The organism is Clostridium sp. UBA1056 (assembly GCA_002316385.1).
Lineage (GTDB): Bacteria > Bacillota > Clostridia > Clostridiales > Clostridiaceae > Clostridium_J.
On record DCDL01000040.1, the window covers coordinates 7,934 to 22,712 of the forward strand.

Here is a 14,779-nt window from a genome sequence, read left to right on the forward strand (position 1 = left end):
ATCCCTATCTCTCCGCCATATTATTTTTTGGAGAAATACTCAAGTGGCTGAAGAGGCGCCCCTGCTAAGGGCGTAGGTCGGGTAACCGTCGCGAGGGTTCAAATCCCTCTTTCTCCGCCAATATAAAAACCTGCCTCTTAAATAGTTATTTAAGAAGCAGGTTTTGTTTTGGGGATTATTTAAGGTGGTTAATTGCAAAAGTTGTAGAGCTAACAATAAAGTTGTAGTCGGCTTAGTGACAGTATGCTAATACTATGGTTCACTATTATATTAAATATAAATCAGATAATCTTTATATGATTTATATAAATAATTATTGAAATTATAATGATTATATGTTATTATATAATATATATTTAACAATATTTTGGGGTGTTAGTTAAATGGATATAACATACGGCTACGGACCGTATATTGCGGGTTCGATTCCTACACACCCTGCCATATTTAGTCATTGCAAATTATTTGCAATGACTTTTTTTATTATTATAAATATTTATTTTAAAATATGATTTATTTCGACTTAAAATATAAAAAAAACCATATTAGACTAATATAAAAAGGTTTAAGTTTAGTTAAATTATTATACAATTCAATTAATTCCATTATAGTTAAATATATTTAATATAAATTACATAATGTGGATAAATGATATGCAGTGTGTACTTTTATATACGATAATTATTATATAAATTATTATATAAATTATTAGTATATGGGGGTATATTTATGATTAAAAAGAAGTCTGATAGTACTTTTAAAAGAAGGAAAAAAAGTTCATCATTTAATTTAAAAGATATATTTAAAGACATAAATAATAGTGCATTCAGTAAAATTACAATTAAGCATAAAGACTCCGTTAAAAATAAAGTAAGAAATAGTAATAAAATAGATAAAATTAATGTTATAAGTAATAATATAGATAATATGAAATCAACAGCTGAGGTTTATAAAGAAGGAAAATTACAGGTTGAAGGAACTAGTGTTAAAAGAAAAATACTAATTAGTATGATAGGACTTATTATAGTATCAATTGTAATAACAAGTACAGTTATGTACATAAATTCCTCAAAGGCAATTTCAAGTCAAAGTGTAGAGAATATGAAGGGAATAACTAAGTCATCTATACAAACTATATCAGTAATGATGGATAAGGTGACTAATGAGGCTTTTGCACTTTCAAATTCTAAGGATAATCTTAATGTATTATTAAATTATGCCCAAAAGAAAGATAGCAAGGAAGAAATTAAGCATATAAATGAAAGTTTTAAAGAATATATATCCAATAATGATCATGTAGATAGAATATCATTAATTAGCACTTCAGGTGATATTATAGCCGATAGTGAAGAGGGTTTAATTGGATCTAATGAAGTGGATAATAGTTATCATAGTACTAGTTCTAGTGGTGGTAAATGGATAAGTAATACTATTAAATCAGTAGATGGAGATAAAGGAGTTTTAGTATTTACATACCCTGTATTAGACCAAGCTAATTATAGTAAATGTGTAGGATATATAGCATTACATGTATATGCTGAGAGTTTTTCTACTTACATTGAAAATATAAAGATTGGTGATATAGAGAGTAGCTATGCATATCTCATTGATGAGACTGGAAATATAATTTACCATCCAGATAGAAAAAAAATTGGACAAAAAATAGATATTCCTGAAATAAAAGTTGTAGTAGATAAGGCAATGAAGGGAAGTAATGTAGATATTGGATCTGTAAAATATAAGTTAAATGGAAATAAGGTAACGTCATCTTATGGATTAGTTCCTAAAACAAACTGGACTATGGTTATAGATGCTAATAGTAGCGAAATAAGAAAGCCAGTAATAACAATGGTTAAACAAATATCATTAATAGCATTAGCTATAGTTATTATAGGTTCTATTGTAATAATGATTATGGCAAATATAATCATAAATCCTATAGTAACAGTTGCAGCGTTAGTTAATAAAACAGCAAAACTGGATTTAACTAATGATAATTTAACTGTAATTAAGTCTAATGATGAAATAGGACTTATATACAGATCTATTATAAATATGAGGGAAGTATTAAGAGAGGTAGTTGGAGATATTGCATCAACTACTGAAATACTAACTAATAATGTTAACATAGTAGAAGAATCTACGGAATTATTAAAACTTAAAGCTGATGAAACCTTATTTGAAACTGAAAGTGTATCTTCTGGTATTGAAGAAACTTCAGCAACTTCTCAAGAAATTGCAGCAACTTCTGCTGATATGATTAGGAGTGTAGAAAATATAGCAAATGAAGCTATAGAGGGATATGAAATAACTAAAGATATTCTTAAGAGAGCTCAAGGAATAAAAGCTAGCTCTATAGAAGCTAAGGAAAAATCAAATGATATTTATACCAGTGTAAAAAGTGAATTAGAGGTTGCTATAACAAATTCTAAAGAAGTTAAGCAAATTGATAAGTTAGCTAACTCTATACTTAAGATAACCCAACAAACTAACTTATTAGCTCTAAATGCTGCAATAGAAGCTGCTCGTGCAGGAGAAGCAGGAAGAGGATTCTCTGTGGTTGCAGATGAGGTTAGAAAGCTAGCAGAAGAGTCTGGTAAAACCGCAGCAGACATACAAGGTATAGTTAAGATAGTAAATAAATCTGTAGATAAACTAGCATTTAGTGCTGAACGTATGAGTAATTTTATTGAACAACAAGTAGTTAGGGATTATGATAAAAATATAGAACAAGGAACTTTATACGAAAAAGATGCAGAAGAATTTAATAGCTTTATGAATGAGTTTAGTAATGAAGCAGCAATATTACATCAAGCTATAGAAGGAATTGTTACTGCTATAGATGAAGTATCAGTAACAGTTACAGAAGGGGCAATGGGAGTATCCTCTATATCATCTAAAACTATGGAGATAGTAGGAAGTATTGATAGTATAAAGAATACTGCTATAGAAAACAAGGAAAATGCAGACAAATTAAATGATACTACACTTAAATTTAAGTTATAAAAATAGGAGTAAGAATTTAAATTCTTACTCCTATTTTTTCACCCATATATACGGAAGTTTCTATTCCTAATTTACTTTGACAACAAATATCTTCATCTATTTTTAATATATTTTTCTTTAGTACAACTATAACTGTTGAGCCACCGAACTTAAAATATCCTTTTTCATCTCCACGATTAACTTCAGAGGAGGATGAATAGGTTTGAATGATAGAACCAACAAAGGTAGCACCTACCTCTATATAGATAACATCATCAAAATTGTGACTTTTTAAAATGCTATACTCTCTTTTATTCTCTGAAAATACCTTACTTATATTTTCAAGAGCTACAGGATTAACTGAGTAATATTTACCTTTTATAAATTTGGATTGAGAACATACTCCAGAATCAACAAAATGAAATCTATGATAATCAGTTGGACATAGTCTAAACACAAGGCAAGTACCATTGCTATACTCCTTACTTAAATTTTCATTTTGTAGTAACTCACTGAGGGTATATTTAAATCCTTTAACTGCAAAGCTAGAATTTTCATCAAGTTTATCTATGGCTAATAACTTTCCATCACAGGGTGAAATAAATGCTTTCTCATCATTACAAATATTACGGCTGTTTTTTGAAAGTCTTCTATAGAAAAAATCATTAAAGGAGTTATATTCATCTATATTTTTTTCATACTCATCCATATTTATATTGAATTTATCTACAAAGTTTTTTATATACCTTCTACTAAATTTGCTATCACATCCCACTCCATAGAGTTTAGTTAGAATCTTTTTACTTGCAACATCAGGTAAAAAGGTCTTTGCAAAGGAATTGCTATATATAAAATTGAGTATACCTTCACCAGCTACATTTTCCTTATTATATGTATTCATTCTTCTATCATAGTATTTTATCATAAAATCATCTCCAGATTTATTTTAAATTTAGCATAATGATATTATAACAGAAAATGTATTATAGATATAAATATATCTCCAATTAAGATATAAAAGAATATATCTTAATTGGAGATATTTAAGTTAATTTAACTTTTATTATATAACTTAGATTACTTCACTATTAGTTAACTTTCTCATATCATCATTAGATGGCTTTTCACTTCTTTTCTTAAAGAATTCTTCAGCTATTTGTGGGAATGCTAAGTAAGAAAGAACATCTTCTTCACTAGTTGCTATATCTTTTAATTTTTCTTTTGTCTTTTGGAAAGCTGGCTCTAAAGTATCAGCATATCTTCCTTTAATAGGAGTATCATTTCCAAGAGCTTTTTTAAGAACTTCTTCATTTATCTTTCCAGGAGCCTTACCATACTCCCCTCTACAATAAGCTTTAACTTCTTTAAGAACCATTTTATATCTCTCACCAGTTAATACATTAACTGTAGCTTGAGTTCCAACCATTTGACTCATTGGAGTAACAAGTGGAGGGAATCCTAAATCTTCTCTTACCATAGGAACTTCTGTAAGAACTGCATCAAGTTTATCTATAGAGTTTTGAGCTTTAAGCTGAGAAATCATGTTAGATAACATTCCTCCTGGTATTTGGTTTGTAAGTCCTTCTGGTTGAGGAGTTAATACCTTTGGATCTAGTAATCCAGATTCTAAAACCTTTGCTCTAACTGGCTTAAAGAAATTATTTATTTGAGTTAAAGTATCTATATTAAGATCAGTAGTAAATCCAGCCGCTTCTAATGCATGGTACATAGTTTCTGTTGGAGGTTGAGCTGTACCACTAGAGAATGAAGAAATTGAACAGTCAATTCCATCTACACCAGCTTCTGCAGCTTTAAAATAAGCCATTTCAGCAATACCATTTGTACTATGAGAGTGTAAAAATACTGGAATTTTAACAGTTTCTTTTATACTCTTAACTATATCATATGCTATAGATGGCATTATAAGACCTGCCATATCCTTTATACAAATAGAGTTTGCACCCATATTTTCAAGTTGCTTTGCAAGGGTTGTATAGTTTTTAACATCGTGTATTGGACTTACAGTATAAACTATAGTTCCTTGCGCATGAGCACCTTGTTTTATAGTTTCATCCATAGCAACTTCTATATTAGTAAAGTCATTTAAAGCATCAAATATTCTTATTATATCCATTCCATGGTAAGCAGACATTTTAATAAACTCCCTAACAACATCGTCTGGATAGTGTTTATATCCTAGAATATTTTGACCCCTTAATAACATTTGAAGAGGAGTTTTAGTAACTATTTTCTTTATATTCTTTAATCTCTCCCATGGGTCTTCATTTAAATATCTTAAGCAAGAGTCAAAGGTTGCTCCTCCCCAACATTCTAATGAATGATATCCTGCATCATCTAAATCTTTAAGAATAGGTGCAAAATCTTCAAAAGGAAGTCGTGTTGCTATAAGAGATTGATTGGCATCTCTTAGCACTGTTTCTGTTATATTAATTTTCTTCATTATAAAATCACCTCTGAATTTTTTGTTGCAAAATAACAATATATTTGTATTTTAACATAGTTTCAAATAAAAATCTGCAATAAATCAGTTATTTTTCTGACAAATATGATAAGTTAGAGATTTTTTTATATTATGTGCATATAATAATAAAATTAATATATCCTAGGAAGATATCATTACAGGATCTTCGCAAAAAAGCTAATCTAAATAAATATTGAATAAGCACTTATATTATTAATGCTCAGCTGTTTCGTAATATTGATTTACTAAAGCATTCATTCAAGATAAAATTTACAACACAACACCTCGTATACGCTTAAAAAGTCGTGTTGCTTACGATTTTACCATTCATAAATTATATAAGATTAGTAATATATTTTACTAAATCCACTATTAAGAGAAAGGTATATAGAAGAATATAGAAATTAAGCTATTGACGAAAAATAAATATATTATTATAATAAAGATTAGATGATATGCGCCCGTAGCTCAGCAGGATAGAGCATCCCCCTCCTAAGGGGAAGGCCGGAGGTTCGACTCCTCTCGTGCGCACCAGAACTTAGTAAGGCTTGCTTTACTAAGTTTTTTTTATTATATATAATAAAGAGGAGTACATTATGGATAATTATTTTTTACAACAAGCAATTGTCGAAGCTAAAATTGCAAAAAGTAAAAATGAAGTTCCTGTAGGAGCAGTAATAGTAAAAAACAATAAAATAATAGCTACAGGTCATAATACAAAGGAAAGTACCAAAGATCCTACTAATCATGCAGAAATAATTGCAATAAAAAAAGCTGCAGAGGGTATAGGAGATTGGAGGCTTAATGAATGTGATATGTATGTAACATTAGAACCATGCCCTATGTGCGCTGGAGCTATTGTTCAAAGTAGAATAAGAAGGTTATATATTGGAACTTTTGATCCTATAGGTGGAGGCTGTGGTTCAGTATTTAACATTACTCAAAGCGAAAATTTAAATCATTGGGTTAATGTTAATTGGCTCTATAATGAAGAATGTAGCAATTTACTACAAGAGTTTTTTAAACAAAAGAGAAAGGAGAAAATATAAATATGGACGAACAAGCAAAACAAGAAGCATTAAGGCAGGCAGTATTAGATAAACATACTAAAGTTTGTACTTGTAGAGTTGTATCTAGAGCTGCTATAAAAAAAGCAATAGCAGATGGAGCTAAATCTTTTGAAGATGTAAAAAAGATAACAGGTGCCGGATCAGGAAGCTGTAAAGGTATGAGATGTAAACATAAGATAGAAGAACTATTAAAAGAATACAAATAATTATTTAAATAGATTATAATGAGATAAAAAGGAGTAAGGAGGGGAATATATGAATCCAGTAGCTATAAATATATTTGGCTTAGATGTTATGTGGTATGGAGTTATAATATGTTCAGGTACCATGTTAGCACTTTTACTAAGTCAATATACTTGTAAGTTAAAAGGAATAAATTATGATGATGTTTTAACTATATTTTTGATTGCATTTCCAATATCTATAATAGGAGCAAGACTCTATTATGTATTATTTGAGTTTGGATATTATAAAGATAATTTAATGGATATCTTTAATATTAGACAAGGTGGCCTTGCTATTCATGGAGGAATAATTGCAGCTGTTATAGTTGTGTATATATGCACAAAGAAAATGGGAATAAAGTTTTCATCTGCACTAGATATGACAGCACCATGTATCATATTAGCTCAAGCCATTGGAAGATGGGGAAATTTCTTTAATCAAGAAGCACATGGTGGACCTGTAACAGAAGCTTTTATAAGTAAATTTCCGGAGTTTATTCAAAGTGGCATGCTTATAAATGGAACTTACTATCATCCTACCTTTTTATATGAATCAATTTGGGATTTAGGAGTATTCTTTATATTATTCTATATGCTACACAAAGTTAAAAAGGATGGAGTTGTATTCTTAACTTATATAGGATTATATTCTATGGGAAGATTTTTCATAGAAGGACTTAGAACAGACAGCTTAATGGTGTTTGGACTTAGAACAGCTCAAATTGTAAGTATCATAGGAGTACTTGTATGTGTTGTAGGATTAATAATAATATATAGGAAGAAGGATAATACAATTCCTCATATTTAAAAAGTTAAACCTTTTAGATAGTTGATATTTATGATAAATATTTTATTATCTAAAAGGTTATTTTTTACTTTACGTCATAAGTATACATTAAAATGATTCTATTAGAAATTTAATTTTTAATAAAATTAATCTCTCATATTAGTACTACCAGTGTTAAGATAAAAAGATAATTTACCAGCTAGGTTTTGAAGAGGCATAGTTTGAAGATATACTTTTCCAGGACCAGTTAGTGTTGTTAAAAATAATCCCTCACCACCAAAAAAGATGTTTTTTAGTCCTTTAACCATTTCTATATCAAAATTTACGCTTGGTTCAAAAGCAGCTACATGACCAGTATCTACTTTTATTCTTTCTCCAGGATTTAAGTTAAGTTCTTCAACATGACCATCAAATTCTAAAAGAACTGTTCCAGGACCAGTTATCCTTTGAAGAATAAAGCCTTCACCACCAAAGAAACCAGTGGATAGTTTTTTTCTAAAGTGAATATTAAGGCTTACAGAACTTTCAGCTGCTATAAACGCACCCTTTTGGCATATTATAGATTCATTTGGTTGAAGTTCTCTAGCCATTATTCTTCCTGGCACAGAACATGGGAAGGCTATTTTACCTAAATTACCTGAGCAAGTGAAAGTATTTAAAAATAAGCTTTCTCCTGATAAAGATCTTCCTATGCTTTTAAATAATCCGCCTTTCATGTTTGTATCCATAATTATATTATCACTCATCCATCCCATAGCCCCTGATTCAGAGACGATTCTCTCTCCGCTATTTAGATAGCAGATAGCCACTGGCATGGATCCACCTTTAATTTCATAATTAATCATAAATAACTACCTCCATTTATAATATTTTATGATAAATATATACATATTACTAATTTTTATTCAAGAAATTACTAACCGTAATAGAATTATACTATAATTGGTATATATTTTAAAATAAATTTTACTTGAAAGTAATGATTTTAAATAGTATAATAGTTAATACATGATATGGAGAGATGTCCGAGTGGTTGAAGGAGCACGCCTGGAAAGCGTGTATAGGGGCAACTCTATCAGGGGTTCGAATCCCCTTCTCTCCGCCATGTCGTACTAGATGGGGAGTTAGCGGTGCCCTGTAACCTGCAATCCGCTACAGCAGGGTTGAATTCCTTGTTTAGGTATCAATTTGTATGGTCTGGCCTATATAAGTGGCGTTGAGAATTGGGTCCCACGCAATGGAAACTCATGAACCTCGTCAGATCTGGAAGGAAGCAGCGATAAGTGAGACCTTCCATGTGCCGTGGACTAACCTGGTTTGAGTTAACTGTATAGGTAACGCATATAAATTGATTATCGAAGCAAGGTGTACGGCTTTATTTTTTTAAGATGTTAAAGACATCTTTTTTTTTACCCTTTTTTCAATTATTAATTAAAAGTATTATTTAATTAATGCGAACTTAATTTTTAAAAATTGAATTATATATCTGATTACTTAATATAAGTTAGTAAAGAATATAGAATATAAATAGGATAAGTATTATAATAAATAGGATAAGTATAATTCAAAATTATAATAGACAGTAATTAAGTAATATTTTAAGTTTATATATTTATTTACTTATAAATTTTATTGTAAGGAGTGAGGATACATGGGGTATAAAGCACTTTATAGAGAGTGGAGACCTAAATCATTTAGCGATGTAGTTGGACAGCAACATATAACCACCACACTTAAAAATGCCATAAAAAGCGATAGGATAGCTCATGCATACTTACTATGCGGAACTAGAGGAACAGGTAAGACTTCAACGGCAAAGATACTGGCAAAGGCAATAAATTGCTTAAATCCTATAGATGGTGAGCCATGTAATGAATGTGAAATGTGCATAAATATAAATCAAGGTACAGCTATAGATGTAACAGAGTTAGATGCAGCTTCACATAATAGTGTTGATAACATAAGGGATATTATAGATGATGTACAATATCCGCCACAAGAAGCTAAATATAAGGTTTTTATCATAGATGAGGTTCATATGTTATCTATTGGTGCAGTTAATGCATTTCTTAAGACATTAGAAGAGCCACCAAGTAGAGTTATATTTATATTAGCAACCACTGATCCTCAAAAGCTTCCGATAACAATACTATCAAGATGCCAAAGGTTTGATTTTAAGAGAATAAGCAGTGAAAATATATTCTTAAGGTTAAAAAAAATAACAGATTCATTATCTGTAGACATTGATGAAAGTAGCTTAAGATTATTATCAAGAATGTGCGATGGAGCTATGAGAGATGCTTTATCAATATTAGATCAAGCTATATCAATAAACAATGTAGTTAAATATGAGGATTTAGTAGATATGTTAGGTATAACTACTAACGATAGCATGGTAGCTATAGTAGATAGTATTATAAATAGAGATACAGAGGGATGTATAAGAGTTATAAATAAATTAATATCAGATGGAAAAGATATTAGTCTATTAATTAGAGATTTAATTACTCATATGAGAAATCTATTAATGGTAAATGTAAGTAATAATCTAGAAGATGTACTAGATATGTCTATAGAGAATATAGAAAGTATAAAAAATCAGAGCACTAGAATTAGAGTAGAAGAAATAATGAGATGTATTAATATACTTCAGGAAGCAGAAGATATATCTAAGGGTACAAAGCAAGCTAGAATATATTTAGAACTTGCAATAATAAAGATGTGTAAGATAAAATATGATACATCTATGGAGACTATATTAGCTAGATTAAATAAGTTAGAAGATAAAATTGCATCAGGAAATATAACAGTGCAAAATGCAACAAGGGAAGTAAAGAATATAAGACCAGAAGTAATTACATCTACAACTAAAATAGAAACAAGTAAATCACTAGAGAATAATAATGAAAATATAGAATCAGTTGTATCACCAGGGAAAAGTAAGCTAAATGTTGAAATGATTAGAAAGTCTTTTAAAGATATTCAAAATATGCTTAAACAGAAAAATAATATGGTGTTAGCTACAGCTTTAATGATGGGAAAAGTTCAGAAGTTCCAAGATGGAGTTATTACTATTGGATTTACAAAGGAATATAATTTTCATAAACAAAGACTTGAAAAAGAAGAATATAGAAAGATTATCAATGATGTATTTTCAGAAGCTTTGAATGAAAGAGTATTAGTTACTTATGAAGTAGAAATCAATAATATAAATAATGAGGTTAGCAAAGAAAAAATATTATCAGATATATTTCCAGAAGATTTAGTGGAGATATGTGATGAATAAAATTTTAAGGTTTTAATAAAATGGTGATTACATTATAATATAATATTATATATTAGTTATAATGAAATATAATTTTTAGGAGGTATTACAATGGCAAAAGGTGGATTTCCAGGAATGGGTGGAAATATGAATAACTTAATGAAGCAAGCACAAAAATTCCAAAAACAAATGGAGGACGCTCAAAAAGATCTTGAGAATAAAGAATTCGAAGCATCTGTTGGTGGTGGAGCTGTAACAGTAAGAGTATCTGGAAAAAAAGAATTAAAGGATATAGTGATTAAACCAGAGGTTGTTGATCCAGATGATGTAGAAATGTTACAAGATTTAGTTTTAACAGCTGTAAATGAAGCTTTAAAGAAAGCAGAAGATGAAACTAATGCATCTATGGGAAAACTAACTGGTGGACTTAATATACCAGGAATGTTCTAATTGAGGTGACTAATTTGGATTTTTATCCTATAGCTATAGAAAAATTAATTGAGGAGTTTGGAAAATTACCTGGAATAGGAAGTAAAACTGCTCAAAGACTTACACTGCATGTTTTGAATCTTCCTAAGGAAGAAGTTGATGAGTTTGCTAATGCATTAGTAAAGGCAAGAGGTACTATAAAATATTGTTCAGTATGTGGTAATTTTACTGATAGTGATCCCTGTTCTATATGTTCAAATCCTAACAGAGATAAAAGCACTATATGTGTAATTGAACAACCTAAGGATATAATGACAATTGAAAAAGTTAGAGAATTCAATGGCATATATCATGTACTTCATGGCACGATATCTCCAATGCAAGGTAGGGGACCAGATGACATAAATTTAAAACAATTAATAACTAGAGTAAATAATGATTTAAAAGAAATTATTGTTGCAACAAACCCTAATATAGAGGGGGAAGCTACTGCAATGTATATATCAAAAATACTAAAACCCTTTGGAGTTAAAGTTACAAGAATAGCTCATGGAATTCCAGTAGGTGGAGAGTTAGAGTATGCAGATGAGGTTACTTTATCTAAAGCTTTAGAAGGTAGAAAAGAAATATAGATTATTTTTTAGAAGGCTTGTGAAGATAGGCTATATATTTTCACTTGTCTTTCTTTATATAAGATAAATCTTAAATAATAATTAATAAAGCAAGTATAATATATTCATTATATGTCAAAAATTACATATAAATATATGTAGTGGAGGTATTATTATGAATAGAAATAAAGTAATAGAAATTATATTATCTAAGAATATCTATACGACTGAACAACGTGAAATAATAAAAGGAATACAGGATTCAATAACGGAAATTGAAGTTGCTAGAAGCTGCTTTGATAATGTCAGTGATAAGAATCTAATAGATATATCTATACACAAAGAAGATGAAGCTAAAGCTAAATATATATATTTCTTAGCCCAAGCCAAAGAGAAAGGGATAACAGTAAGTGCTGATTGTATGATAGAAGAATTAAATTATTGTAGTAAGTGGTAATATAGAGGTAAATAAATAATAAATATTATATATATCCATTATATACACTTATACTTACCTATTAAAACTGAAAAGAAAAACTTTATTCTAATTTATACAAAATAGCTTTTTAATAATAGTATAGGGGGAAAATAAAATGCCAAACATTATATTTTTTATAATAGCTATAGTTGCAATATTTATAATCGGTAAAATATTTGCATGGCCGCTAAAAATATTAATAAACTTAATTATTAATGGAATAGCTGGAGGTATACTATTATGGTTAATAAACTTAGTAGGTGGAAACTTCGGTTTAGTAATACCGATTAATGCAATAACAGCTCTTATAGCTGGAATACTTGGTATACCAGGGGTGTTATTCTTAATAATATTGAATTATATTAGATAGAAGAAGGGGCTTTCGCAGAGTGAACTAATCGAAATAAATATTGAATAAGCACTTNNNAATATATTTTGCGAAAGCCCTTCCGTATATAAATTTAAAATTGTGACAGTGTGTAACAAAATGGAAAAATGTATTTACATAATATTCTCAAAATGATAGAATTTATTTATAAAATGGGGGTGTATGTATGGGGTTCAATGAATTTAAGTATGAAAGACCAAATTATGAAAAAGTGAAAGAACAATTATTTAGCCTAATAGATAAAATAAATGAGAGCAATGACTTAATAGAAGTTAAAGAACTTATTAATGAGATTAATGCTATTAGAAATGATGTGGATACATTAAGTAATATAGCAAGTATAAGGTATAGTATAAACACTGAAGATGAGTTCTATAGTAAGGAAAGAGAGTATTGGGACGAGTATGAACCTCTATATAATGAAATATACTCAGAGTTTTATAAAGCTATTGTAAATAATAAATTTAGATTAGGATTAGAAAAGGAATTTGGAAAACAAATTTTTAGTATAGCAGAATATAATCTAAGGGCATTTTCTAAAGAGGTAATAAAGGATTTACAATTAGAAAATAAACTATCTTCAGAATATAGTAAACTTATAGCCTCAGCTAAAATTATGTTCGAAGGTGAAGAAAGAAATTTATCAGGCTTAACTCCATTTGTATTATCGGAAAATAGAGAGGTTAGAAGACAGGCTAATGAAGCTAAATATAGATTCTATACAGATAATGAAGACGAAATAGATAAAATATATGATGACATGGTTAAGGTTAGAACTACTATAGCTCATAAACTTGGATTCAAAAATTTTGTGGATCTTGGATATGTAAGAATGTTAAGAACTGACTATAATTCAGAAATGGTAAGTAAATTTAGGGAACAAGTTAAAGATTATATAGTACCTATTGCTAATAAATTATATGAAAGACAAAGAGAAAGATTAGAGTTAGATCAACTTAAATACTATGATGAAAAGTTTGAATTTTTAACTGGAAATGCTAAACCTAAAGGAGATCCAGAGTGGATAGTTAATAATGGAATGAAGATGTATTCTGAACTTTCACCAGAGACTAAAGAATTCTTTGATTTTATGATAGAAAATCAATTAATGGATTTAGTTACTAAGAAGGGAAAAGAAGGAGGCGGATATTGTACTTATATACCAAATTATCAAGCACCTTTCATATTCTCTAACTTTAATGGAACTTCAGGAGATGTAGATGTATTAACACATGAAGCTGGTCATGCTTTCCAATGCTATAGAAGCAGATGGATTTCTATACCAGAATGTAACTTCCCAACCTACGAGAGTTCTGAGATTCACTCAATGAGCATGGAGTTCTTCACTTGGCCATGGATGAAGCTTTTCTTTGAAGAGGAGGAAGCTAAATATAAATATTCTCATCTAGGAGATGCTATTAAATTTATACCTTATGGCGTAACAGTAGATGAGTTCCAACATTTTGTATATGAAAATCCAAATGCCACACCAGAAGAAAGAAAAAATGCATGGAGAAATATCGAGAAAAAGTACTTACCTCATAAAAATTATGAAGACTGCGATTTCTTAGAGAGAGGTGGATGGTGGTTCCAACAAGCTCATATATTTAATAGTCCATTCTATTATATAGATTACACACTAGCACAAATATGTGCCCTTCAATTCTGGAAGAAGGATCAAGATAATCATGAAAAAGCATGGGAAGACTATTTAAGATTATGTAATGTCGGAGGTACAATGTCATTTGTAAATCTAGTTAAATATGCTAATTTAATTTCACCATTTGAAGATGGATGTGTAAGTTCTATAACTGGTGATATAGATAAATATTTGGAAAGTATCGATGATAAAAAGCTTTAATAGTAAGTTAAGTGATGTAGAGATAATTTATCTTTACATCACTTTTATATTTTAAGGTGTGATAATAGTTAAGAACGTAATTTTAATGTAGAAGAGTATTTGATTTACTACTTTATATACCGAAATCTTATAAAGGTAAATATATAACTATTTTAAATGCTATATATTTGTATATGAAACTATTTAACTTTTTAAATAG

Annotated in this window: 13 protein-coding genes, 4 tRNA genes and 1 other RNA gene; 15 read left to right on the forward strand and 3 right to left on the reverse strand. The window is 29.3% G+C overall.

The genetic code is table 11. The features are described 5' to 3' along the window. Positions 1–29: 29 nt before the first annotated feature. The 3 genes from B3W71_RS10580 to B3W71_RS10590 all read left to right on the forward strand — a co-directional run bounded on the left by B3W71_RS10580 (position 30) and on the right by B3W71_RS10590 (position 3,006). Positions 30–120, forward strand: a tRNA-Ser gene (locus tag B3W71_RS10580). A gap of 249 nt (positions 121–369) precedes the next feature. Further along, positions 370–444, forward strand: a tRNA-Arg gene (locus B3W71_RS10585). 285 nt (positions 445–729) lie between these two features. Further along, positions 730–3,006 carry a methyl-accepting chemotaxis protein gene (locus B3W71_RS10590; protein ID WP_346888898.1) on the forward strand — a complete coding sequence of 759 codons (2,277 nt, stop codon included), beginning with the start codon at positions 730–732 and terminating at the stop codon, positions 3,004–3,006. 16 nt (positions 3,007–3,022) lie between these two features. Here the strand turns inward: B3W71_RS10590 and B3W71_RS10595 are convergent, their stop codons facing one another. Both B3W71_RS10595 and B3W71_RS10600 read right to left on the reverse strand, forming a co-directional pair. Continuing rightward, positions 3,023–3,910 carry a phosphatidylserine decarboxylase gene (locus B3W71_RS10595; protein WP_346888899.1) on the reverse strand — a complete coding sequence of 296 codons (888 nt, stop codon included), beginning with the start codon at positions 3,908–3,910 and terminating at the stop codon, positions 3,023–3,025. Positions 3,911–4,057: 147 nt separating this feature from the next. Next, positions 4,058–5,446, reverse strand: coding sequence for a pyruvate carboxylase subunit B (locus tag B3W71_RS10600; RefSeq protein WP_346888900.1), 1,389 nt, complete (start codon positions 5,444–5,446; stop codon positions 4,058–4,060). A 478-nt stretch (positions 5,447–5,924) separates the two neighbouring features. On the opposite strand from B3W71_RS10600, the gene B3W71_RS10605 reads away from it, so the two are divergent. From B3W71_RS10605 to lgt, 4 genes are all read left to right on the forward strand, one after another. Then, positions 5,925–6,001, forward strand: a tRNA-Arg gene (locus tag B3W71_RS10605). 62 nt (positions 6,002–6,063) lie between these two features. After that, on the forward strand, positions 6,064–6,516 hold the full coding sequence (gene tadA / locus B3W71_RS10610; protein WP_346888901.1) for a tRNA adenosine(34) deaminase TadA: 453 nt from the start codon (positions 6,064–6,066) through the stop codon (positions 6,514–6,516). A gap of 2 nt (positions 6,517–6,518) precedes the next feature. Next, positions 6,519–6,743: a (2Fe-2S)-binding protein gene (locus tag B3W71_RS10615; protein ID WP_346888902.1), complete on the forward strand. Its 225-nt coding sequence runs from the start codon at positions 6,519–6,521 to the stop codon at positions 6,741–6,743. Positions 6,744–6,792: 49 nt separating this feature from the next. Further along, positions 6,793–7,569 (forward strand): prolipoprotein diacylglyceryl transferase, encoded by a 777-nt coding sequence (gene lgt, locus B3W71_RS10620; protein WP_346888903.1) that lies wholly within the window; start codon positions 6,793–6,795, stop codon positions 7,567–7,569. 125 nt (positions 7,570–7,694) lie between these two features. Here the strand turns inward: lgt and B3W71_RS10625 are convergent, their stop codons facing one another. Further along, a complete protein-coding gene (locus tag B3W71_RS10625) occupies positions 7,695–8,390 on the reverse strand; it encodes a TIGR00266 family protein (RefSeq protein ID WP_349676416.1) in 696 nt (231 codons plus the stop codon). 173 nt (positions 8,391–8,563) lie between these two features. On the opposite strand from B3W71_RS10625, the gene B3W71_RS10630 reads away from it, so the two are divergent. From B3W71_RS10630 to B3W71_RS10665, 8 genes are all read left to right on the forward strand, one after another. After that, positions 8,564–8,653 (forward strand) — tRNA-Ser (locus B3W71_RS10630). Positions 8,654–8,655: 2 nt separating this feature from the next. Beyond that, positions 8,656–8,921: signal recognition particle sRNA large type (ffs, locus tag B3W71_RS10635), an RNA gene on the forward strand. 278 nt (positions 8,922–9,199) lie between these two features. Further along, positions 9,200–10,834: a DNA polymerase III subunit gamma/tau gene (gene dnaX, locus B3W71_RS10640; protein WP_346888905.1), complete on the forward strand. Its 1,635-nt coding sequence runs from the start codon at positions 9,200–9,202 to the stop codon at positions 10,832–10,834. Positions 10,835–10,924: 90 nt separating this feature from the next. Beyond that, the gene (locus B3W71_RS10645) at positions 10,925–11,263 is read left to right on the forward strand and encodes a YbaB/EbfC family nucleoid-associated protein (protein ID WP_346888906.1); all 339 of its coding nucleotides are present in this window, start codon (positions 10,925–10,927) and stop codon (positions 11,261–11,263) included. Between the two features lie 14 nt (positions 11,264–11,277). After that, the gene (gene recR, locus B3W71_RS10650; RefSeq protein WP_346888907.1) at positions 11,278–11,874 is read left to right on the forward strand and encodes a recombination mediator RecR; all 597 of its coding nucleotides are present in this window, start codon (positions 11,278–11,280) and stop codon (positions 11,872–11,874) included. A gap of 154 nt (positions 11,875–12,028) precedes the next feature. Beyond that, on the forward strand, positions 12,029–12,310 hold the full coding sequence (locus B3W71_RS10655; protein WP_346888908.1) for a DUF2508 family protein: 282 nt from the start codon (positions 12,029–12,031) through the stop codon (positions 12,308–12,310). Positions 12,311–12,446: 136 nt separating this feature from the next. Further along, positions 12,447–12,701, forward strand: coding sequence for a pro-sigmaK processing inhibitor BofA family protein (locus tag B3W71_RS10660; protein WP_346888909.1), 255 nt, complete (start codon positions 12,447–12,449; stop codon positions 12,699–12,701). A gap of 184 nt (positions 12,702–12,885) precedes the next feature. Next, on the forward strand, positions 12,886–14,580 hold the full coding sequence (locus tag B3W71_RS10665; RefSeq protein WP_346888910.1) for a M3 family oligoendopeptidase: 1,695 nt from the start codon (positions 12,886–12,888) through the stop codon (positions 14,578–14,580). The last annotated feature ends 199 nt before the right edge of the window (positions 14,581–14,779 follow it).